General features: G+C 31.5%; 13 protein-coding genes. 6 read left to right on the forward strand and 7 right to left on the reverse strand.

Annotation, left to right across the window (positions count from 1 at the left end; genetic code table 11):
* Window positions 1-146 precede the first annotated feature (146 nt).
* On the forward strand, window positions 147-3,827 hold the full coding sequence (locus tag G4D72_RS06320) for a T9SS sorting signal type C domain-containing protein (protein ID WP_166076810.1): 3,681 nt from the start codon (window positions 147-149) through the stop codon (window positions 3,825-3,827).
* 50 nt (window positions 3,828-3,877) lie between these two features.
* Here the strand turns inward: G4D72_RS06320 and rsmG are convergent, their stop codons facing one another.
* Window positions 3,878-4,507 carry a 16S rRNA (guanine(527)-N(7))-methyltransferase RsmG gene (gene rsmG, locus G4D72_RS06325; protein WP_166077049.1) on the reverse strand — a complete coding sequence of 210 codons (630 nt, stop codon included), beginning with the start codon at window positions 4,505-4,507 and terminating at the stop codon, window positions 3,878-3,880.
* 108 nt (window positions 4,508-4,615) lie between these two features.
* Here rsmG and G4D72_RS06330 point away from each other — a divergent pair, with 108 nt between their 5' ends.
* The 3 genes from G4D72_RS06330 (at window position 4,616) to purT (ending at window position 8,359) form a co-directional block, all read left to right on the forward strand.
* A complete protein-coding gene (locus G4D72_RS06330; protein ID WP_166076812.1) occupies window positions 4,616-5,713 on the forward strand; it encodes a fatty acid desaturase family protein in 1,098 nt (365 codons plus the stop codon).
* Window positions 5,714-5,773: 60 nt separating this feature from the next.
* The gene (locus G4D72_RS06335) at window positions 5,774-6,961 is read left to right on the forward strand and encodes a pyridoxal phosphate-dependent aminotransferase (RefSeq protein WP_166076813.1); all 1,188 of its coding nucleotides are present in this window, start codon (window positions 5,774-5,776) and stop codon (window positions 6,959-6,961) included.
* Window positions 6,962-7,192: 231 nt separating this feature from the next.
* Window positions 7,193-8,359 (forward strand): formate-dependent phosphoribosylglycinamide formyltransferase, encoded by a 1,167-nt coding sequence (gene purT, locus G4D72_RS06340; protein ID WP_166076814.1) that lies wholly within the window; start codon window positions 7,193-7,195, stop codon window positions 8,357-8,359.
* A 53-nt stretch (window positions 8,360-8,412) separates the two neighbouring features.
* Here the strand turns inward: purT and G4D72_RS06345 are convergent, their stop codons facing one another.
* The 3 genes from G4D72_RS06345 to lnt all read right to left on the reverse strand — a co-directional run bounded on the left by G4D72_RS06345 (window position 8,413) and on the right by lnt (window position 19,123).
* On the reverse strand, window positions 8,413-14,736 hold the full coding sequence (locus tag G4D72_RS06345) for a LamG-like jellyroll fold domain-containing protein (protein WP_166076815.1): 6,324 nt from the start codon (window positions 14,734-14,736) through the stop codon (window positions 8,413-8,415).
* A gap of 137 nt (window positions 14,737-14,873) precedes the next feature.
* Window positions 14,874-17,579 carry a LamG-like jellyroll fold domain-containing protein gene (locus G4D72_RS06350; RefSeq protein ID WP_166076816.1) on the reverse strand — a complete coding sequence of 902 codons (2,706 nt, stop codon included), beginning with the start codon at window positions 17,577-17,579 and terminating at the stop codon, window positions 14,874-14,876.
* A 17-nt stretch (window positions 17,580-17,596) separates the two neighbouring features.
* Complete coding sequence (gene lnt, locus G4D72_RS06355; RefSeq protein WP_166076817.1) at window positions 17,597-19,123, reverse strand: apolipoprotein N-acyltransferase; 1,527 nt, start codon at window positions 19,121-19,123, stop codon at window positions 17,597-17,599.
* Between the two features lie 116 nt (window positions 19,124-19,239).
* Between lnt and G4D72_RS06360 the strand changes: the two genes are divergently transcribed.
* Together G4D72_RS06360 and G4D72_RS06365 are read left to right on the forward strand one after the other, a co-directional pair.
* Window positions 19,240-21,231, forward strand: a complete 1,992-nt coding sequence (locus tag G4D72_RS06360) for a tetratricopeptide repeat-containing sensor histidine kinase (RefSeq protein ID WP_166076818.1) — start codon at window positions 19,240-19,242, stop codon at window positions 21,229-21,231.
* 2 nt (window positions 21,232-21,233) lie between these two features.
* Entirely contained in the window at window positions 21,234-21,851 is a 618-nt protein-coding gene (locus tag G4D72_RS06365) for a response regulator transcription factor (protein ID WP_166076819.1), read from the forward strand.
* Window positions 21,852-21,853: 2 nt separating this feature from the next.
* Here G4D72_RS06365 and G4D72_RS06370 read toward each other — a convergent pair whose 3' ends face one another.
* From G4D72_RS06370 to G4D72_RS06380, 3 genes are all read right to left on the reverse strand, one after another.
* Window positions 21,854-22,600 carry a LytR/AlgR family response regulator transcription factor gene (locus G4D72_RS06370; RefSeq protein ID WP_166076820.1) on the reverse strand — a complete coding sequence of 249 codons (747 nt, stop codon included), beginning with the start codon at window positions 22,598-22,600 and terminating at the stop codon, window positions 21,854-21,856.
* Window positions 22,593-24,338 carry a tetratricopeptide repeat-containing sensor histidine kinase gene (locus tag G4D72_RS06375; RefSeq protein ID WP_235922463.1) on the reverse strand — a complete coding sequence of 582 codons (1,746 nt, stop codon included), beginning with the start codon at window positions 24,336-24,338 and terminating at the stop codon, window positions 22,593-22,595. The genes G4D72_RS06370 and G4D72_RS06375 overlap by 8 nt, the downstream gene beginning before the upstream one ends.
* A gap of 82 nt (window positions 24,339-24,420) precedes the next feature.
* Window positions 24,421-24,828 carry a hypothetical protein gene (locus G4D72_RS06380; protein ID WP_166076821.1) on the reverse strand — a complete coding sequence of 136 codons (408 nt, stop codon included), beginning with the start codon at window positions 24,826-24,828 and terminating at the stop codon, window positions 24,421-24,423.
* Window positions 24,829-24,870: the final 42 nt, after the last annotated feature.

Raw genomic sequence — 24,870 nt, forward strand, 5'->3', positions numbered from 1 at the left:
CAAAAAAGAAGCGACTATTGCATTTTATAGTCGCTTTTTTGCATTTTATCTATTTTAATTTCAAAAAGTTAACAGATTAATAATTTATTAATATATTGTTCATCAAACTATTATGCGCGCATAGTATAAATTAATTGAATTTACATATGAAAAAAATTATTTTGTTTTTTATATCATTACTTTCTTTTTTAGGATTCTCTCAAGAAGCTAGTAATTCTAAAAGAAGATTTGAATTATTAAAAGAACATACTGAAACAAAAATTCTTTATGACCAAGTTGCCAATGTATCTCATGCTACTGATATTAAAAAAGAAGAAATCAATCCGCTTTATTTCATGCAAGTGTATCATGAAATGGAAAGAGCTGACTATTTAAATAGGTTGCCAAAATTAGAAAAATTAGAAGCAGAAGCTAAAAACGGATTTGCCAAAGAGTATGTGCCTATATCAGTTTTAGTTTCTGAATTCGAAACCATTATAAAAAGTACAGTTGAAAACAATAAAATGGTGTTCAATGACAATAATCAATATGAAATAACAGATACGTCTATTTCTTACTTCAATAAACATTCTATTGGAATAATTGCACCGCTTTTAAAAGCTATTAAAGGAAAACGAGTAGTGTTTAAACTGAGCGAAAGTCTAATTTTTAATACAACAAATAAAAATATTTCTAAAATTGAAGCCGATTTTAATGACGGATTAGGGTATAGAATTCTTGGAAAAAATTCAGAAGTTATTGTCAACTATTCTACAATTGGAAAAAAAATAATAGCTTTCAAAATGACATTAAACACTGGTGAAGTTTTCACTCATAGCAATGCATTTGAAGTTGAAGAAAAAGCCATACCGCTAGACGTTTCAGCAAAAATTTCTCAAATGACTCCATTTTACGTATCGCCACTGACTTCAATAACTTCCTCAATTCCTTATCAAGGTGTTGGAGAAACTGCTGCACATCAAGGTCGTGGAGAATTTCAGATTTTCTATGATAATGAAGCGGGATTATTAGATAAAGTAATCATTGTTTGTGATGGTTTTGATCCAGGTGATGGAAGAAAAGTACCAGATATTTACAATCTTTTAAATTATGGCGCTCCAGTTCAAAATTTAGGTAACAATGTAAGAAATTTAGGTTATGACGTTGTGGTTTTAAATTTTCCTCAATATACTCGTCCAGACGGTACTACTGTAGTAGATGGCGGCGTCGACTATATTCAACGTAATGCAAAAGTGATGATGGAATTAATCAATTACATCAATGCAAATAAAGTCGGAAATCAAGAATTAGTAGTAATCGGTCCAAGTATGGGTGGTTTAATTACTCGCCATGCTTTACGATATATGGAAATGAACGGAATGGACCATAAAACTCGACTTTGGCTGTCTTTCGATTCTCCACATTTAGGGGCAAATGTACCAATCGGGATGCAACACATGTTCAATTATTTAGCATATGATTCTGACATTGCAGATTTAACTGTTAGAGCAATTGTAGATTCTATGTTGAAAAGTCCAGCAGCCCGACAAATGCTTATCGATCATTTCGAAGGTCATTTGCTTGGTGGAAGCTTAACTGATTTCGACCAAACTACTGCAATGTTACTTCCTACAGGACATCCGACTCACAGAAATGTTTTTCAAACGGAATTAAATGCAATGGGTTTTCCACAAAATTTAAGGAAAATTTCTATTGCGAATGGCGCAGGAAACGGTACTACAACAGGAACATCTGGAATGACAGTTATTAATGGGTTAGATATGCCAAATAGTGACGGATTTACTAGAGCGTTATTAGATTTAAATTTTACTCCTGCTGCCAATGGAAATATAAGAGTGAGTAGAGTAAGAAAACAAGCTTGGACGTTTTTCTGGTTAACTATTGGAACAGGTCAAACCAATGCGCGGTCATTTTCCTATACTGGAGGTTTAGATGCTGCTCCTGGTGGGCAATTTGATATTGACGCTTTGGCAGCAAGTGCAGGTTCAAACGCTACTTTAACACGTTTTTTGAATGCCATGGCTATAAAAAAATTCGATTTTATTCCTACGCAAAGTGCATTAGCAATTTCTAGTACTAACAATTGGTTTGCTAATGTTACTGGAACAAGTGTTTCAGCATTTGATGCGTATACCGTACCTACAACTAATGAAGGCCATGTTACGTTAACACCATCTAATGTAGTTTTTGCTATGAATGAAATTGTAAATAACATTCAGCTAAAATGTCCAAATACAACAACTTGGAACGGAACAACGTGGAGTAACGGATTGCCAAATGAAGATACTCAGGTTACCTTTACGGGAAATTACACTTCTTCATCAGATTTAGATGCTTGTTCAGTTTCCGTAACTGGTACCGCTGTAGTAAATTTTGTTTCAGGTCATAATTTAAAAGTTCGTGGCGCAACAAATGTAGCTGCAACGGCTCAATTAAAATTTGCTTCTAATGCTAATTTATTTCAAATTGAAGAAATCGCAAATACTGGAAATGTAGAAGTAAAAAGAACAACTAATTTAAAGAGATTAGATTATGCAGCTTGGTCTTCACCTGTAGCCAATCAAAAATTATTAGCTTTTTCACCAATGACATTAGCGAACAGATTTTATACTTATATTTCTTCTGGAGCTACACCAACTACTGCTTATACAGCTGTGGCTAATCCGGCTACAACGAATTTCAACGCGGCAACTGGATATTTAATTCGTGCCGAAAATACCATGCCAGCTACTTTAACAAGTTGGACAGGAACTTATACAGGAACTCCAAATAACGGAAGAATTAATCCGAATTTAATTCATTCAGGAATAGGTTTAGGATTCAATTTAATCGGAAATCCGTATCCGTCACCAATTACGATTTCGTCGTTTTTAACCGGTAATTCTTCAAGAATTGATGGAACAATTTACTTTTGGACAAATACAAATTCGGCAGTTTCAGGAACGTATACGGCAAATAATTTCGCTACAAGAAATTTAACTGGGGGAACAGCTGCTATAAATGGTACTTTAATTCCTGATAATTTTATTCAATCTGGTCAAGGTTTTTATGTCAATGCGTTAGCAACTAGTCCGATGTATTTTACGAATTCGATGAGAAATAAAATTAGTAATAATCAGTTTATAAACAGAAATTCAAATGTTGAGGCTACTGATGCTATTGAGCCTGAAAACAGAATTTGGTTGAATTTATCAGAAGGTGAAAACAAACACAATCAAATATTAGTAGGTTTTGTACCTAATGCTACAAATGCTTTAGATTTTGGTTACGATGCAAAACTATTCAATAATGGAAGTGCTTCTTTATATTCAATTGCTGAAAATGAGCCTTTAGTCATTCAAGCAAAAGCATTGCCATTTGATGAAAATGAAAAGGTAAAATTAGGATTTAAAACACAACAAGCTGGTTTGTTTGCTATTAGTGTCGATCACTTAGATGGGATTTTTCAAACACAAGAAATTTTCTTACATGATAAATTAACAAATGCTATTTTGGATTTAAAATTAAACCCGTACAGTTTTATTTCAGAAACAGGTACTTTTGATAGCCGATTTGAATTGCTATTCAAAAAGAAAACAAATACAGTACCGACAATTGAAAATGAGATTTTAGTGTATAGCAATCAAGATATTTTAACTGTTTTAAGTAGTAAAGAAAAAATAAGCTCTGTTGAGGTTTTTGATACTTTAGGTAGAAAAATTGCAGAAGAAGTTCATGTGAATGAAATACAATATTCGTTTTCAAAACTTAAAAAATCAAATACAGTATTACTAGTAAATATTGTAGATGAAAAAGGAAATAAGGTAAGCAAAAAAATAATTTTCTAATCACATCACAAGAAACAAAAAACGGATAGCTTTCACACTATCCGTTTTTTTTATCCTTTATATTTCAATGGCAAATAGACTACTTTTTTAGTTTCGAAAAAGTCTTCTTCAAAAAATTCTGATAAATCATATAATTGAACTGTTTTGTATGCTGACAATTCTTCTGTTAAATCGCCACCTTTCAAATATAAGATTCCGTTTTTCAATTCATGTGTCGAATTTTTCTTCGTTTTATCTTTAATCCACTTTACAAAATCAGGCATATTGGTTACAGCTCTACTCACAATAAAATCGAATTCTTCTTTTACCAATTCGGCTCTTTTTTGTTCTGCTTTTACATTTTTTAATCCTAAACCTTGCGCTACTTCATTCACTACTTTTATTTTTTTAGCAATAATGTCAATCAAATAAAATTGTGTTTCAGGAAACAAGATAGCTAATGGTATTCCAGGAAAACCTCCACCAGTTCCAACATCTAAAATTTTAGTACCAGGGTTAAATTGAATAACTTTTGCAATTCCTAAAGAATGCAACACGTGTCTAGAATAAAGCTCATCAATATCTTTTCTAGAAATTACATTAATTTTCGAATTCCAGTCATTATATAAATCATATAATTTTGTGAATTGTTCAATCTGTAATGGCGTTAAATCAGGGAAATATTTTAAAATCAGTTCCAAATTCTTGTTTATTTTTTGCAAAAATACAATTTTTATATGATATGATATTTATCATAATTATTTTTAGAGAAATATTAGTACATTTGTGAATTAAATAATAAAAATTATATGGAAATAAAGGCCCCAACTTTTTCAAGAACAGACAAAAATCAATTCTTTAGAACCTTAAATAAAAGAGTAAACGATTATTTTAAAGAGCATAAAATAGAGAAAACAGGTAACTGGAAATTACACTTAAAAGCAGTGATTATGTTTACTTTGTTTTTTGTTCCGTTTTTTATTATATTTTTTATAAAATTACCTATTCTAGTTTATCTTTTAGCATCAGTGGTTATTGGTATTGGTATGGCTGGAGTGGGTATGAATGTTATGCATGATGGAAATCACGGATCTTATTCTTCTAAAACATGGTTAAATAAAATTATGGGTGGAAGTATTTATATTTTAGCTGGTAACGTATACAATTGGCAAGTACAACATAATGTTTTACATCATACTTATACTAACATTCCTGGGCATGACGAAGACTTAGACGCAGGTCGTGTAATTCGTTTTACAAAAGAAGCAAAATGGTATAAATTTCATGCTTTTCAACATTATTATTCTATTTTTCTATATGGTTTATTAACTATAAACTGGTGTTTAACTACCGATTTTAAACAAATGGGTGGTTACTTAAAAAGAAAATTGTCTTACGGGAGCGAACCAAATCCAACTACTTTATGGACAGGTTTAGTTATCTCAAAAATTGTTTATTTTGGTTTCTGGATTGTTTTACCTTTATTATTTGGAGTAGCAAGTTGGTGGGTAATTTTACTTGGATTTTTTGCTATGCATTATACGGCGGGAATGATTTTAAGTATTGTATTTCAATTGGCTCACATTACAGATGATACTATAAATCCGCATCCAAATGAAGAAGGAGAAATTGAAAATACTTGGGCCATTCACCAATTATTAACTACTGTAAATTTCGCACCAAAAAATTGGATCGTTAATTGGTACACTGGTGGATTAAATCATCAAATTGAACATCATATTTTTCCAAATATTAGTCACATTCATTACGGTAAAATTGCAGAATTTGTAAAACAAACTGCTGCTGAATGTGATTTACCATATTTTGAATACCAAACGATGAGAAGTGCCGTAATCGCACATTTCAAACATTTGAAAGAACTAGGTCAGAAACCACAATTAGCATAATTTGTTGAAACGCGATTTATCGCGTTTCTTTATTTATATAATTTTTTTTAACTACATAGCATGAACAACATTTTATCTGAAAGAATTAACAATCTTGCAGTTTCACAAACTTTAGCCATGGCAGCATTAGCTAGAGAGTTAAAACAACAAGGAAAAGACATTATTAGTTTAAGTTTAGGCGAACCTGATTTCAATACGCCAGATTTTATCAAAGAAGCGGCCAAACAAGCTATCGATGATAATTATTCTACTTATCCACCAGTAGATGGGTATTTAGATTTAAAAGAAGCGATTTGTACCAAATTTAAACGAGATAATAATTTAAATTTCACCCCAAATCAGATAGTTGTTTCAACAGGAGCAAAGCAGTCGTTATACAATATTGCTCAAGTCATGCTAAACGAGGGTGATGAAGTAATTCTTCCAGCACCTTTTTGGGTGTCTTATTTCGAAATCATCAAACTTTCAGGCGGAATTCCAGTTGAAGTTCCAACTTCTGTAGAGACTAATTTCAAAATTACTGCAGCACAATTAGAAGCAGCTATCACACCTAAAACAAAAATGATGTGGTTTAGCTCACCATGTAATCCTTCAGGTTCTGTTTATAGTAAAGAAGAATTAACAGCATTAGTTGCCGTTCTTAAAAAACATCCAAACATTTACGTAGTTTCAGACGAAATTTACGAACACATTAATTATACTGGAAGTTACTGCTCAATCGGTTCTATAGAAGGAATGGAGAATAACACCATTACAGTAAATGGAGTGGCAAAAGCTTTCGCTATGACAGGTTGGAGAATCGGTTATATCGGCGCTCCAGAATTTATTGCAAAAGCTTGTACAAAAATGCAGGGTCAAGTCACTAGTGGGGCGAATTCTATCGCGCAACGTGCTACAAAAGCGGCTGTGGAAGCTGATCCTTCTCAAATTAAATATATGGTGGATGCGTTTCACAAACGTCGCGATTTAGTATTCGGATTGATGCAAGAAATTCCAGGTTTCAAATTAAATAATCCTGATGGCGCTTTTTATGTTTTTCCAGATGTTTCAGATTATTTCGGAAAAACGTTGAGAGGAACTGAAATTAAAGATGCTACAGATTTTGCTATGTATTTATTGGCTGAAGCGAATGTGGCAACAGTAACGGGTGATGCCTTCGGAAGTCCAAATTGTTTACGACTTTCATATGCTACTAGCGAAGAGCAGCTAATTGAAGCCATCAAAAGAATCAAAGACGCTGTGTCTTAATATATTTGCCCCTTGGAAACTTGGGGCTTTTTTAATTTAAATATTTTGGGCGTTCCCTTTCAGGTCGGGCTTTCCGTTACAATCTTTTATGAAAAATAAAAGGATTTTCACTGCACTCCCTAACGCATATCCAATTCAATATTCAACATTCGTACTTCAATATTCCAAGTTTTAAACATGTTGAATATTCAATTTAGAAAAACAAATTTTGAAGTAATAACACAACAAAAGATGAATAAAAAAATACTACTATTAGGTTCAGGAGAACTAGGAAAAGAATTTGTAATCGCTGCACAGCGAATCGGACAAACGGTTATTGCGGTTGATAGTTATGAAAACGCACCAGCTATGCAAGTGGCGCATGGTTTTGAAGTGATCAATATGTTAGACGGTGCCGAATTAGATCGAATCGTAGCCAAACACCAACCGGATTTCATCGTTCCTGAAATTGAAGCCATCAGAACGGAACGTTTTTATGAGTATGAAAAACAAGGAATAACAGTGGTGCCTTCTGCAAAAGCAGCTAATTTTACTATGAATCGTAAAGCCATTCGCGATTTAGCGGCGAAAGAATTAGGTTTGAAAACTGCTGAATATCGTTACGCCACTTCTTTCGAAGAATTACAAAAATCGGTTGAAGCAGTCGGGATGCCTTGCGTGGTAAAGCCTCTAATGAGTTCTTCTGGAAAAGGGCAATCTACCATAAAATCTCAAGAAGATATTGAAAAAGCTTGGAAGTATGCTGTTGAAGGTTCTCGTGGCGATATTGTAGAAGTAATTGTAGAAGCTTTCGTTAATTTTCATTCCGAAATTACACTGTTAACTGTCACTCAAAATAATAATTTACCTACATTGTTTTGTGCGCCAATTGGTCACCGACAAGAACGTGGCGATTATCAAGAAAGTTGGCAACCCGCTCGTGTTTCAGACGCAGCAATTTTGGAAGCACAAAATATGGCCAAAAAAGTAACTGAAGCTTTAGGTGGTGCCGGACTTTTTGGAGTAGAATTTTTCTTAACAAATGAAGGCGTTTATTTTTCAGAATTGTCTCCAAGACCACACGATACTGGAATGGTAACGTTAGCCAATACTCAAAATTTCAACGAATTTGAATTGCATTTACGAGCAATTTTAAGTTTACCTATTTTCGAAATCACACAAGAAAGAGCGGGAGCAAGTGCTGTAATTTTAGCATCAGAACATTCAGAAAATCCAACTTTCACAGGAATTGAAAATGTAGCTTTTCAACCCAAAACTGATTTTAGATTATTCGGAAAACCCACTTCTAGACCTTACAGAAGAATGGGTGTAGTATTAAATTATGATACTTTAGAAACTCCAATAGAAGAAATTGTGGAGAAATCCAAAGCAATAGCGAGTTGGGTAAAAGTTATATAAATAAAAAAGGTGCTAAAAATGAATTAGCACCTTTTTTATTATATTTGATTGATTTAGAAAATAATTTTCTTTGTTACTTTATTTCCGTTTGAATCGATAACCTCAACTAATACAATTTCTTGTTGAATGTTTAGGTTGTCAAAACGAGTTGAGGAGGCACTAAGATTTGTTTTTGAACTAATTTGTCTTCCTCGTATGTCAAATATGCGAACTTCTGAAAGTAAATTGTTGCCAGAATTAATTTCAAGGCTACTGTTATTTTTGTACACAATTACCGAATTTTCATTAAATTCATTTGTAGGATTACTCAATATTGAAGGTACATACACAATTTTAAATCGATCAGTAAACTCACCTTCATTAGATGTAAAGGTGTAGGCTGTATTTTTCAAATTGTGCGTTATATTTAGAAGATTATCTTTTAAATAAATGTCTTGATTTACAAATAATCCATCAAATTGACTCAATGAAATGGTAAATTCACCAGCGTTGGCTGCTATAAATCCTACTGAAACAACATCGGTATCTGAAAACGGCAATGCTTTTCCTTGAATTACATATTTGTCATTTTCTAAAGCATTATAAATGACACTACTTGTATGTCCGAATAATTTTCCATCTGAAGCATCAATCGTATTTGTAGCATTAGTCATATAAGCTAACATCATTTGATTGTGTAAGTTGTTCGGACTAGTTAAATCTAACCAAAGTCGGTGTCTTTCTTCACTTTGATTCGTTTTAAAAAATTGTCCTGCACTTGATGTTACACGTTGTGTGTTATTAAAATTCGCATTTCCAGCTGTTGCTACATTGGTAAAGAAACCTTGTCCTATTTGAATAGTTCCATCTGGTTGTGCGCCACCAGCTGCTGCGGCTACTCCACCAGCAGTGGTATAACTTGCATAATTGTTTTGTGCGTATGTTCCTGCTGATGCTGGAATTACGTGTGTCCAAAAGTATAATGTTGTAGCGCCTATAGCAGCATTGTTTCCAATAAAAGTAGTTCCAGATAGTGGTGACGGATATGGATTTCCTAATAAATTATAGCCTAACGTTACAGCTGGAGCATAATTACCATTATTTGGGATTCCTGTAAAGTTTCCTGAATAAGCAGAATATATTGTTGGACTCCAAGTATTTGGGGTTCTAATTAAATTTCCTATTGCTGGTGAAAAACTATTTGTCGCTGGGTCAATAGCAATCCAAGATGTTGCAGTAGTTGTACCTGAAGGTTCGTATCTGTAAAAACGATTGGATAAAGTTTCAGGAGAAAAATTCAATAAATTCTGATTTAAAACAGGAGAACTCCATGCTACATAATCTAACCGAATTACGGGTGAACTATCTCTTAAACACGTAATATTTCCAACATTCGTTACGTTTTGGTTTTGTACTAAATTCGCATTATTGCTTAAAGTTACACTTGCTGTTGGAGCTACATTAATCATACCATCAATAAATATAGTTTCATTAGATGGAATGGTTACAATTGCACTACCTGTTACATCTAACGTACAAGCTGTAAATCCAACTCCCGAATAATTACTACTTATTACAGCTTTATTAACTGCAGTTGGTAATCCATTAGTCCAACTACTTCCTGTCCATTCAGTAATAATTCCTCCTAAAGTTATTAATACGGGAGTTCTATCACTTTCACATCCATTTGTATTTATTGCAGCTACATAATAAGTACCTGATGTTAGGATGTCAGTTGGTTGAAGTGCCATGCCGCCGGTAGCAGTTGCGTACCATTTAATGTTAGTACTTGGAGCAGGTATTAAATTAGAAATTGTACCATTACAAAAGGTTTGATTATTTGCAACCGGTGCAGTTGGTTTCATAACGTCGTTAATGACAGGTGAACCTAATAACCAATTTGATACGTTTCCATTTAAAGAAAAATTATATAAAGTACCATTTAAAGCATTTGAAGTTTTATCAATTAAAGTAGTAATATCTGTATTGTTGGCAGCTTTAAAGCCTTGGTTAAAAGTGTAATAAGCAATTAAATTACTTTCATTACCTTGTAATTCGCAATTTTTATTGTTGTTAATTTCATCTATTGTTCTTACGGTATTCCAAATTCTAAGTTCATCTAAATTACCATTAAAAAAGTTGGATAGCCCAAAATAGGTGCCTATCTTAATAAGGTTTGATGCTACTCTTGGAGAAGTGCTACCAACAGCAGAACTTTCCAACACACCATTAATATACAATTGCATATTGCCTGAAGTTTGTTCCCAAGAAACAGCAACATGTTTCCAGTTTCCATCATTTATATCTGAAGTTGAAAAAATAGTTACATCTGGTGCTCCCACTCCAAACGCTAATTTATTATTTATGATAGAAGTTCCAAAATCTGATGTTACTCCACCTACTTCGTTATCTACTATTGATTTTCCTTGATACCACTGTGTGCCATTTGCGCCAACTTGAGTAGTACTCATCCAGAATTCTATGGTGAAATTTGAGGTGAAATTTTTTACTATTTCAACATAATCATTGTTTCCATCAAAATTTAAATGTGAAGCTATTTCTCCAACAATTACTTCAATTTTCAATCTATTACTTTCACATCCCAATGGATTTTGAGAAACCCAATACGAAGTAGTTCCTACAACTGAAGTACTAGGAGTAGGTGCAATAGTTGTTCCTGTTCCGCCTGTTTCTGAAGTATACCAAAGTAAATTACTTCCTGATGCAGTAAGAGGAACAGCCGTAGCATTTAAATTATATGTAATTTTGGTATTTGCCGAAGGTTTTAAAGCACAAACAATTCCATCAAATTCATCCGCACCTATATCTGGTGCTGTTCCTGTTCCCGTATAACCAATTTGTCCTTGACGTATATCGGAATTAAAATCTGTAGTAACACTTGCAATTGGGAGCGCACTACTTTCTATAGCAGTTGGAATTGTTGGATTGATATGTAAATAGGTAGCATCTGCTGGGTTGGTACTTAAAAAATTTACAGTTTCTGATATGGAGTTGTTTTCTCTTGGGGAAACTCGTGCTTTGAAAGCATCTATTGAAGTCTCAAAATTGGTGCCATCGGCAAAAATAAATGGAGCTATAAAATTATTATTATTTGATGTAGACACATAATTAGCAAGACTTGATGTTGATCTTCTATAAGCAACAGATGTACCCGTACCATTTGCAACTGAATTATTTATAAAAATATTATTTTGAATATTTAATGCTCCAAAAGTTGCTGTAGTATTTGTATTGTGAAACAATGCCGATGTGCTAAAATTCGTACCTGTTGAGGTGGCATTTAGATAAACGGTATTATGTTGAAGGATAATACTACTTGTAGCAGTTGCACTTCCTATATTTATCCCTGTGACTGCATTTCCTGTATTACTGGCAATAAGATTACTAATGTTCCCAATGTAATTATTTTTTATATTTAATGAAGTGTTTGAATAAGTTGATAAATCCATACCTATAACAACACTGTTTACATCTAATCCTTCCAGATTAGTTATTTTATTTCTGTTTATAGTACTGTTTAAGCCCCCTGATATAGCCATTCCTTTTATTGAAGTTCCAGCTCCTTTAATTTCTGAAATAGTATTTTCTGAAATAGTTATACTTGGCGAATTATTTCCCGTTGATATAGCTACTACGCTTCCTGAACCCGTAGAACTTAATTTAGTAATTGAATTGTTCTTTATTTCCAGTGGGTTTCCTCCTCCAAAATTATTACCCAGTAATAATCCATTTATGCTAGATAGGTTACTAAAGTTTGAAATAGTATTATTTGAAATGGTCGAAGTAGCACCAAAATGATTAACTGAAATGCCTGTTATTGTTCCTGGACCACTTGTCCAATTGTTAAATATATTTCCAGTAACAATTTTATTTGGACTAGAGGTTACTATTCCATTATTGTTACTTATTCCGGAAATAGTTGAATTGCCAGAAACGGTTATATTTGAAAAATTATTATTGGTATAAGTCGTTGTAGTTCCATTAGGTGATGCACCTGAAGAGTTAAATAGTATAACGCTACCAGTACTTCCCTGTTTATTAAAACCTGTTACAATACTATTGTTGTTAAAAGTTTGAGTTCCATTTGCAGGTATATTATAATTGTGAAGTATAAAGTTAATTGTACCCATTGTATTTGCAGTAATATTGGTGAAGGTATTATCTGATACGTTAAGATTAGCAACCGCTACACTATTTTGAATGTAAGTATGTGTGCCAAAACCCATATTGTTTTGTACAATACCTCTAAAATCGTTATTTGAAATGCTAACTGTTCCTGAAGTACTTGACGAATTATTTGATATTCCTATAATATTACCAGATGTTGCGGCACTAAAGGTAATGGCTGTTGTGGTATCTTCACCAATTTTATTATTATTAATGTTTAGCGTTGTAAAGACGCCTGCAGTGTTTGTGAATCCTGTAAATCCACCTGTTGTTGCTGTCGATGTCCAGTTTTTTATAACATTATTATTTACGTTAGTAGTTCCATAACAAGTATAATTAACTCCATCCATTGTTGTTGAAGAACCTACACCAGAAACTACACTATTATACATGGTGTTATTGGTAATGTTAAGTGTAGCTGTTGAAGCTCCAACTGTAACTGCAATATGTTGAAAAGTAGTTGCAGCTACAGCATTTAAACTGATTTGATTGCTTGTAATGGTATTTGTAAATATTCCTGTTGGTGAAGTGATGGTATAAGTTTGGTAAATTCCTCTTAATGCTGATGTATTTATTCCATTGGCACTTATCAAACTATTATTTGCTACCGTACACCCTTTTTGATGGTTGCATAAAATGCCTTGTATGCTTACAGAATTAGAGATTAAACTGGCGTCTGATACTGAATTACTTCCCCAATTTGTAATTGTATTTCCTAAAATAGGTGTGCTTCCGCCAATTTCATTGTTTTCATCCATATACGATGCCGTTCTAGATCCTATTAACGTAATTCCATTATTTACATTGTTTATAATATTGCCATAAAATTTATTATTACTATTAGAGCCACTTAATGCTATAATATCAGCAACTGTATTTCCATTTGTAAAGGTATGTCTGGTAGTACTATAAATACCAAATGAGTTTGGATACAATCTATTTAATGAAATAGTATTATTTTGTATGATGTTATTTTGTGAACCATTAGTTGTGGAAGCATAAAATAGGCCAATGCCAAACTCTGTTCTGCTGTTTGATGCTACAGGATTTACCGTATTAGCTGGGTTTTCTTGCATGGTAAAATTTTGCAAAGTGATATAATCGGCACCAATTAATTTAAAAATAGCATCAGTTCTTGAGCCTATAGTATGACTACTACTTGCAGTAATTGTACTAGCATTTCCTTGAATGGTAATGGTATTTGCAGCAGAACCTTGAGCTGTAATTTGATACCCACCAGCTGGAGCAGTTTCGTTTCCGTTTAAAGTAATAATTACTGGAGATGTGATTGCAGTAAAATTTAATGAGTTTATGGCATCCGCTAATGTTGGATAGGCCAATGCTAAACCCGAACCGCCGTTTGTAGTAACATTATTTGTTATAGTATTACAACTATTACCAGCAAGTACACCGCCACCAGCGATCCAATTAGAGGATGTGCCATTTAAAGCAAAATTATTTAAATTTCCTATATTATTATTTGCGGTTGCATCAACTAAAGTAGTTACAGCTGAATTATTAGCATTATTAGTTCCTTGATTGAATTTATAATAGGCTATTAAACCTGATTCATTTCCCTGTAATTCACAGTCTTTATTGATGTTAATTTGACTTACCGTTCTTGCAGTATTCCAAATTCTTACTTCATCATAATTTGCGCCACCAAAATGCCCAGCTAATAATCTATCAATTAATAAGTTTCTCCCTACATTATTAACCGATATATTACCTATAGAAACAGTGTTTTCTAAAATTCCGTTGATGTATATTTTTAAATTTGTTCCTTGTCTTACACCAGCAAGATGATACCAAGTATTTAAATTTAAATTGGTTGAAGCGGGGCAAGCATATGAGGTTGAACCAGATTCTAAAATAAAATTGGGTCTATTACTTCCTACTGCATCTGCGTTTAATAATAAACCCCACTCATTCGATGTTGGAGTTAATCCAGTATTCCATTTACTAACTCCACCATATACATTTGCGTTTTTTTTAAATACCCAATATTCTACGGTAAAATCATTTGATCCAAAGTCTAACAAAGAATTATCATTAACTTGTACAAAATCATCAACTCCATCAAAATTTAATGCCGCACCCGCTTGTGCAAAACTTTTAGTCGAATTTAAAAGAGTTAAGAATGTCACCATTAGCACAACTTTTGAAAAAATAGTGCTAGTTGATACAAAAATTGCTAACTTAAGTTTCATAGGTTAATTTTTAAAATTATCTACAAAAGTCATTATAATTATTTTATAATCCAACAAGGGGAAACCCCTAAATTAAATCAATAAAAAAATGGACCAACCAAAAGGCTAGTCCATTCTTACTACTAAACATAAAAAAATTATTTTTTCATTACTTTTATGGTATCACTTTCGTCGCCACATACTACTTTTACTAGATATGTATTTGTTGGTAGCGTACTTAAATTGATACTTACTTCTGTTGCGTTGTGTTTTTGGTTTAAAACGGTTTGCCCTAATAAGTTATAAACCATAACTTCTGTAATCTCTTTGTTATTACTAATGTGAAGTACATCTGAAGTTGGGTTTGGATAAAAACTTACGCTTAATTTATTAAAGTCTGCATTTGATAATATTGGAGAACAAGAGTTTCCTGTTGTTACCGCAGCGATATTAGACCAGTTAGAAATGGTTCCGTTTAAAGCAAAGTTATTCAAAGCGCCATTATAATTATTTCCACTACTATCTGATAATGTATTTACTCCTGAATTATTTGCATTTGCAACACCTTGATTAAATTTGTAATAAGCCAATAAATTTGTTGTTGAAGCACTTAATTCGCAATTCATATTGTTCATAATTTCTGTAGCTGTTAAAGCTTTTGTCCACAGTCTAACTTCATCGATATTACCTACAAATTTTTCGTTAGACAAATTAGTACCTAATTGTATAGAATTAGTTAATTGAGATTTAAAGCTTGCTCCAGTAACTCCAGTTGTAGTGGCTACTAAATTTCCATTAATATATATTTTTAAATCAGATCCATTCCAAACTCCAGCAACATGTTGCCACTGGTTTAATACTGCTACGTTAGTGGCTGTAACAGCTTTAAATGCTGTAGTATTACTATCATTAACCCAAAATTGATAATTGGTTCCTTCTCTACGCAACATAAATTGCATATCTACAGCAGAGGTATTATAATTTCCTACTATCATTCCAACATTATTTCCTAAACCGTTATTAAATGCTGTATTGTACACCCAAGATTCTACTGAAAAAGTATTTATAGGATCAAGTACACTGTTAATTGCAGTATTTAAAACAACTCTATCATCAGTGTCATCAAAATGTAAAGAACCACCATTAACTGTTACGTTCACTGCTGTTCTTTCACTTTCACATCCATTATTCGATTGTGAAACATAATATGTAGTAGTAGATAATGGAGTTGAAGGAGTTAATTCTGTACCTCCACTAGCTGCTACATACCATTTTAAGTTAGAACCGGTTGCTGCTAAATTTGCTACAGTAGCATTCGCTTCATAAGTTTGATTCGCATTGGCAGTTGGAGCAGCCAAAATAGTTACAGTTACCGTTACCGCTTTTCTTTCTGATTCGCATGTGCCTGTAGTTTGAGAAACATAGTACGTTCCAGAAGTAAGGTTTTGAGTATCGTTTAAAGGAGTTCCGCCAGTACTAACATTATACCAATTTATGGTACCAGTTCCTGTTGCAACTAAATCTGAAACTTCTGCTGCATAGCAAAAATCTTGCGTACTGTTAACAGACAACAAATTGTATATTGTACCAGAAACTGCACTTGCAGGACTACCAGGTGAAACAAAATTTGAGGTTGAGCCATTTAATTGAAAGTTTGTAATTTCTCCTTCAAATCCATTTGGTGTTTCATCAATTAAATCGATTATTCCGCTATTGTTTGAATTGGCAATTCCTTGATTACATTTAAAGTAAGCTACTAATCCTGATTGTCCGTTTGCTAATTCTGCATCTTTATTATATTGAATTTCACAAGCACTTAATGCTCGGTTCCAAATTCTAATTTCATCGTAAATTGCGCCTCCAAAATAACCTGATAAAAGCCTATCAATTAACAAATCTCTTCCTGAATTATTAATCGTAATGTTACCAATTGGCACCGTATTTTCTAAAATTCCGTTAACGTAAATTTTTAAATTTGTTCCTTGTCTAACACCAGCAAGATGATACCAAGTATTTAAATTTAAATTGGTTGAACCAGGACAATCATAAGAAGTTGAACCAGATTCTATAATAAAATTTGGTCTATTGCTTCCTGCGCCATCTGCATTTAATAATAAACCCCACTCATTCGTTGTTGGAGATAATCTAGTATTCCATTTACTAACTCCACCATATACGTTTGCGTTTTTTTTATATACCCAATATTCTACCGTAAAATCGTTTGATCCAAAATCTAACAATGGATTATCGTTTACTTTCACGAAATCATTACTACCATCAAAACTTAATGAGGCTCCTGCAGGAATCGCATTAATGGTTGGATATTCGTTAGTGTTACCAGTATTAATTCCATCTGCCTTAAAAGTATAAGTATTGGTAGAAACATAAGCAGCTGTCGGTTGAATACAAAATTCATGTTCACAAAATTTAGAAGTTCCAGTAGGAATTGAAAATCCGGTATTAGCCTCCGTACTTTTAAATAAACCACCTACGAAATTAGAGGAGTTTCCAGTTGCAATTTGTTGTGTGGTATTCACTCCATCTGTAACGAAACTAGAACTAACCAAAACAAATGCCGAACTTGAAGCGGTAATATTAATCCAAGGGCCTCCGTTTTCTGAATATGAAATGATAGCATTTGCTTCTGTAGCGCCTACAAAACCTGAAGATACTTCATCAATAGCTACTCTTAAACGTAATTTATTTGAACTCGAATGTGTAATTGGAGTATTTACAGCAGCTTTCCATGTTGCTGTTGTTTCGTTACCATCATCGTTACGCCATCTGTAGGCCGACATTTTTGTGCTGGCATTTGCAACAAGTGCGTAAGCCAAAAACAGTGTGAAAAGTAAAATTTTTTTCATTGTTAAATTGATTTTGATTAGAATTGATTTTTAAATTGTTTATAATTGATAAAAAGATTTATACAAATTAGTAAAGAAAAAAGTAAGGGAAAAAAGTAAGAGTATTTCGTGAAAAAAGAAAAGTTGTTGTTGGGTTGAATGTATCCTGAAATACAAGTAGCTTTACTGTCTTTCTTTTCAGAAACTATGGTGCCATCACTACTAATAATTCCGTTAATTCCACAATTGTTGGAAACACAAATATCTTTTCTGTTTTCTACAGCTTGTAAGCGTGCATAATAAAAATGTAAATCAGAAATATATGTATCTTTAAACCAGCCATCATTGCTAAGGTTGAAAAAAAAGTTTGCACCATTTTTCACTTGTTCGGCACTACATTTTTCATTCACAACTTCATTACAAATTAAATTTCCAACTTTCCCGAAATTAGTTGGTATTGGTTTTTGATTTTTTCCATCAGACAAAACAAATCCATCTTGACTTAAAAAAGGGACTATGAAATTACCAATAGGTTGTTCAATACCTTTTAATAAAATTTGTTTTTGGTAAATTCCTTCGACTTTATTTGTATTGGAAATGAAAAAAGCTGCATTGTGTGTTTTTTGAGTTAAACTATTTTCCTGGTTCACTCCAATCACATGTATAGCTTCATTTTTTTTGCTAATACTTATTAATTCATTTAATAAATCATCATCTTTAGAATACGACCAAGGCAATGCTGATTCTGGCCAAATTATGAAGTCAGGATGCATGGAAGCAGCTTCTTTACAAAGTTCAAAATAGGTAGTGGCTAAATTATTTCCATTTTTAGAATCCCACTTAATTTCAGGATTCGTATTATCCGATACAATGGCTACTTTGAAAGATTTTTCTGTTTTCTTAGGGTTGTAAAAATTATAATTTATTGCTCCGAATATTAACAAGGTTATAGGTAACACGACACTAATAAAAAGAAACTTTATGTTTTTAGTGATATAAAATTCAGCAAGAAAAAGATTAATTAAAACCATTAAAAAGCTTAATACAAGTAAACCTCCTAAACTTGCTAATTGTATGAGATACAAACTACTAGCAAAAGAAAATCCTAATCTAATATTGTGCAATGGAAATCCTTCAAGAGCGTGAGACATCATAAATTCTATTAGAGCCCATACTGCGGCAATACTTAATCTATTAATAAAATAAATAAATTTTGAAGTGGTACTTTTAATCCAAAAAAATGAGGTTAACCAGCTTAAAAAGCCGTAATAAATTCCCGTGAATGAGGTGCTTATTAAAGTTATTAGCAAACCAAATGCTTGGCTGTTTCCAGTGTAATTATTTGTACCTTCAATCATCCAATGGAATAACCCTAGTCCAACACCAAATCCAAATGTAAAACCATTTATTGCTATTTCTCTTTTTGAACTTCGAATCTGAATTACAAATAATGGGATTAAACCTAAACATGAAAATAGTATCCACAATTTTGCATTTGCAATACTAACTATTATTCCTGAGAGAAATAGTAAAATAAGTTGTTTTGTTCTACTTTTCAATTTCATTGTTTTTTACAAAATTAATAATTTTTAAAATCTTTTGAAACAAGGGGAAACCCCTGAAATAAACAAAATGCTATTTTTTTGAATTTTAATTAAATACTTTTGTAAAAAAAAACAATATGGTTTCATTCGTAAAAAAGCAATTATTTATCTTGCTTATTTTCAGTATTTTTATTTCTTGCAATAAAGAAAAGGATACTAATTTGTCTTTTAAAGAAGGAATAGCTCCAAAAGAAGATGCTACCAGAGCTTGGTTACACAAAGTAGAGAATTATAAGAAGGATAAAAATTACATGACGGTTTTTTATCCGTATTATAACCAGTTACTACAGAAAAAAAAATATCTAGAAGCAGCAGAGGTTCTTGATTTTGTGTGTATGTATTTAGCGGACTCATATGACTTCAATGACAAATTTATGGCTACTTTATATGAGTTTGACAAAAAATATAGGGAGAAATTACCTGTATTAAAAACCACTTTTGTAGATTCTTTTATTGCTAATTATTATTACGATAAATATGATTTAAAAAAAGTTGAAACCTATTTTAAAAAAATTACCGTATTAGAACCTAACGATTATGCAAGCTGTTATAATATTGCTCGTGCCTATTACGACTTGTCTTATGTGTACTATATAACTGGAAAACAAAACCTTAGTTTACAGGCTAACCAAAAGGCTTTTGAATATTTTAATGCTATTAATAATCCTAAAGGTTTAGCTTTTGTATATTCTAATTATACGAATATATATGCAGCTATTGGTGACAAGAAAAAAGCAATCGAAAATGCTGATAAAGCTATTGAATCCTATAAAAAGATTGATAATATATATAATGTTTATATTGGGTTAATCAATAAAATTTCAATTTATGAATATTTGGGTGATACCCGAAAAGAAGTTTTGGTAGACTCAGTATATCAAGCTTTTGTTAACGACAAAGACCAAAGTGCGGTTTTAAAAATGAAGATTTATAATTTTAAAGCCGAAAATTTAGTCAATCAAAATAAGTTGGAGGATGCTAAAATTATGCTTGATAAATTGAAAAAAGTTGTTGACGAAATAAATTCTGAAGATTTAACAAAAGAATATATTGTTACTCAAGCTTTATACGAGTTGAAAAAAACAGCAAAATATTCAAATATTAGCGATATAAAAAATACGCTTCCGCAATTGATAACCAATCAACAATACGAAAAAGCGAATATGTTTTTAGGTGTCTTACAAAAGGATGCGATTGAAAATAAAGATTATAAAAGTGCCTTACAATATGAAAAAGAAAAAAAAGTGATAGATGACAGTATTGGAAATGTTGTTGAAAGAGTCAAAATTGCAGAATTGGAAACAAAATATCAAACTGAAAAAAAAGAGCAACAAATTGAACTTCAAAAAACAGTTATTTTAAATAAAAATACAACTATTGCTTTGTTAGCTTCATTATTTATTGGGATGTTTTTAATTGTTTTGGTTTATGTATTTCGTCAAAAACAAAAAAAGTTAAAGTTAGAAAAACAAAATGCCCAACAATATACCAAACAATTATTAGAGAAAACAGAAGAAGAACGCAAACGAATTGCTAGTGATTTACATGATAGTGTGAGTCATGAATTATTAAGTTTGAAAAATTCTTTTGAACAAAAAACAGAAATTACCAATACAAAAATTGATGCTATTATTGATGATATTCGCATCATAAGTAGAAATTTACACCCAATTATGTTTGATAAAATTGGATTAAAAGGAAGTGTGGAACAATTAGTGGAAAGAACACAATCTGTTAACGATTTTATGGTAACCGCTGAAGTAGAATATGCAAATTCTTTATCAAACTCTGATGAATTGCAATTGTACAGAATTATTCAGGAAGCGTTATCAAATATTATCAAATATGCCAATGCAATTGCTGCAAAAATTACAATTCTTGAAAAAAATAATACTATATTTATTGAAATAAAAGATAACGGTAAAGGGTTTAATGTAGCAGAAAAATTGAATGGAAAAAATGCATTCGGTTTACATAACATCATAGAGAGAAGTAGAGCTATTGGTGGTGAGGCAAGAATTCATTCCGATAAAAATGGAACCATTATAAATATAGAAATAAAGAAATAATAATGAAAATACTTATTGCAGACGATCATCCATTTACGCTTCAAGGGACAAAAAGTTTTGTGGAATCTTATGGTTATACCGTACAAGATACAAGTTCTAATGGAATTTCTGCCTTAAATCTTATTACTTTACATCGACCAGAAATTGCAATTTTAGATATAAATATGCCAGGCTTAGACGGACTGGATGTAGCCAAAAAAATACAAGAATTAAAACTAAAAACAAAAGTAATACTGCTAACCATGCATAAAGAATTGACTATTTTTAAAAAAGCAAATGAATACGGTATTTATGGTTATATTTTAAAAGAACACGCACAAACTGAACTAGAAAAATGTTTGCAAGAAGTTACCAAAGGCAATAAATATATAAGTGAATTTTTAGAAGAGGATTTAATTGTAAATACAAAATCTAATTTTGGTGAACTGGCTGATTTATCTCTTTCTGAAAGAAAAATTTTAGAGCTTGTAGCACAACAAAAAACAAGTAAACAAATTGCAGAAGTTTTATTTTTATCTGAAAAAACCGTAGAAGGTCATCGAAGTAAAATTATTGAGAAATTAGGGTTGCCAAAAGAAAAAAACATTTTGCTTAAATGGGCCATGCAGCAAAATTTATAATTTTATTTTAGTATCTTAAATTTATGAATAAAGTCTTTGTACTTGTCGCTTAACGTTACTTTGTGATTACCTTCAAGAATAATTAAATTTTCTGATAAAATTATTTCAGTTATTTTATTCGTATTCACAATATAATTTCGATGTGTTTTAGCAAAAGTGTCAGTATCTAAAAATTCTGTAATTTTAGTTAGAGATAAAGCTACCAAATATTTTTCGTTTACTGTAGTGATATTGCAATAACGTTCTTCAACTTCAATATAAACGATGTCTTCAATGGCTACTTTTTTTAAGGCATTTTTCTTTTTTATGAACAAATGATTGTTACCAATTACAGTATCTTCATCTTCACTTAAATACACATTAGTTTGCTCGTAAAATTTTTCAACAGCCATTTCAATAGCATATAAAACTTCAAGTTCATTAAAAGGTTTTAATAGGAAGCTAAATGGTTTGGTAAGCTTGGCTCTTTCAAATACCTGACGATCTTTTGAGCTGGTTAGAAATACAAATGGTTTGGCTATATTTGGTGTAATTGTTATGGTTTCGGCAAAAGTAATGCCTTCTGGTTGACCGTTTAAAAATACATCAATAATAATAACATCTATTTTATGTTGATAAAATAAGGTTAATGCTTCAGTATAACTGGTGGCAATTCCTACAATATTATACTCATTCGCAGTTAAAATTTCCGTTAATGCGTCACTTTCAAATTTCGTGTCTTCAATAATAAGAATGTTAATTTTATTCATTTGTCGGTTGTTTTGGTAAAGTTAGTATAATTGTGGTTCCCATTCCTTCTTGACTTTGAATATTTATTTTTCCTCCGTTTTTTTGTAACATCGACTTGCAAAGTTGCATCCCTAAACCTGTTCCTACAATTTCTTTATTGTTTTTCTTTGATAATTTTGTGCTTTCTTGTAGTAATTCAACAATTACTTGAGCACTCATTCCAATTCCTGTATCTTCAATAATTAATTGAATAGTTTCAGTGGTATTATTCTGAGTAAAAATCGAAATCATACCTTTTTCATTTGTATATTTTAAGGAATTGTCTAGAAGATTTCTCAATACAATTTTTAAAGAATCTAAATCCATAAAAACAAATGCATTTTTATCAATTTCTATTTTTAATTCAATATTTTTTTCAGCAACTAAAGGTTTGTAATTGTATTCTACCTGTTTAAGTATGGAAAACAAATGCAACGATTCTTTTTGAAAAAAAATCTGATTGGTTTGTTGGTTGGCCCAATTTAGAAGGTTGTCTAATAAATTATACGTACTATTTGCAACTACTGCATTTTGATGGATTAATTCATCTAATTGCTCATAATTATTAGATTTTAGATTTAACATTAGTTTCGAATTACTAGATTTCAATCCGTTAACAGAAGATCGTAAATCGTGACTAACAATTGAAAAAAGTTTATCTTTTGTAGCATTCAATTCATCTAAATTTTCCTTTTGAGCTAAAATGATTTTGTTTCGTTTGATTTTTTGTCGGTAAAAATAAACTCCAATTCCAAAAATACTTAACAATAAAAGCGCAATTATAAATAGCCCATTTCTTTGTGTTTCACGAATTTCATTTTTTATTTCTAATACCTCAATTTCTTTTTGTTTCTGTTTGATAGCGAATTTTTTTTCTACATCAGCTACAGCCCAAATTTTATTTTGGTCGGTTAAAGAGTCGTTCCATTTTTCGGCTTCTTTTCTATACTCAATAGCTTTTTCAAAATTTTTATTATTTTCTTCTACTACTGCTAAATTTAATGCCGCTATTTTTTTTAAATCATATCGCTTAACTTTTTTTGACAAACGATAAGCTTTTTCAAAATAAGGTAAGGCTAAATTATCTTTAAACTGATTGTAATACAAATTAGCAACATCACCGTAAGCGCCAATTAGCATTAAAGTATCATTTTCTTTTTCCTGAATTTCAGTACTTTTTAATAAATAATATTCGGCTTTAGTGTAGTCGTCTAAATGTAAATAGCATATTCCTAAATTATGATTTACCTTTCCTTGATCAATATTAAAATAGTTAGCAGTTTCTAAATATTCAAATTCTTTAAAATAACTAATTGCTTTTTTAAATTCATTTTGCTCTAAAGCAATTTGACCTAAATAATTTTCTACTGTTTTGTAAAATTTAAATCTTTTAGAAATTTTGTTAAAAGAGTTCTTTGCCTCATTAAAGATGCCTTTTTCTTTGAAACTAATACCTCTAAAAAAGTAACAGTAATTATCTAACTCTGAAATTTTATTTTTAGTGCTTAATTGCTTCATGGAATATACTAAAGTAGAATCCCATTTCTTATTAAAAAAGGCCAATTGAGCTTTTTGAAAGTTTTTTTCTCTAGTAAATTTATTGTAAGATGCTTTAATGTTTTTTTCAAACAAAGCAGAATAAGTGTGTTGTGAAAAAATAACATTTACACAAAAAAAGAAAATTAAAAAAAATAGTATTTTAATTGGTATTGTTTTCAATGTTTTTTTTTCAAATATACATTGAAAATAAAAAAAAACAGAGGGATTGCCTCTGTTTTTTATAAGTTTTTAATATTACCTTTTAAGATTGAACTGTTGTATACGTTCCTCTTGATGTTCTCGGATCTTCATCCCAAACAAATGACTCTATAAGTTCCGGTTGGTTTGCGAACTCAATTGTGAAGTTTACCTGGTAAGCAATAAATTTACTGGCTTCTGTTTCAGGCGCATTATAAGTTAAATAAAATCTCGGCACGTCTTGTGAATCATCATAATACACAATTATGGATTCAATTTTTTCTGATGCATCTATAAAAGCAACAGCACTTACTTCTAACGTTCCATTTTCATAAAAAGCTTGAACCAATGGAGGTAAAGGTTCTGTAGGTCTTGGTCTTGTAAATTCAATTTCGCTGTTTAAGCAAATAAAATTTGAAGAAATTTTTACTCCTGGTGGTACTATAGTACCAGTTGAATTAGTTGTACTCATAATAATTTAGTTTTTTTTGTTAAAAAATATCTTACAGATAAA

The organism is Flavobacterium difficile, assembly GCF_011392115.1.
Lineage (GTDB): Bacteria > Bacteroidota > Bacteroidia > Flavobacteriales > Flavobacteriaceae > Flavobacterium > Flavobacterium difficile.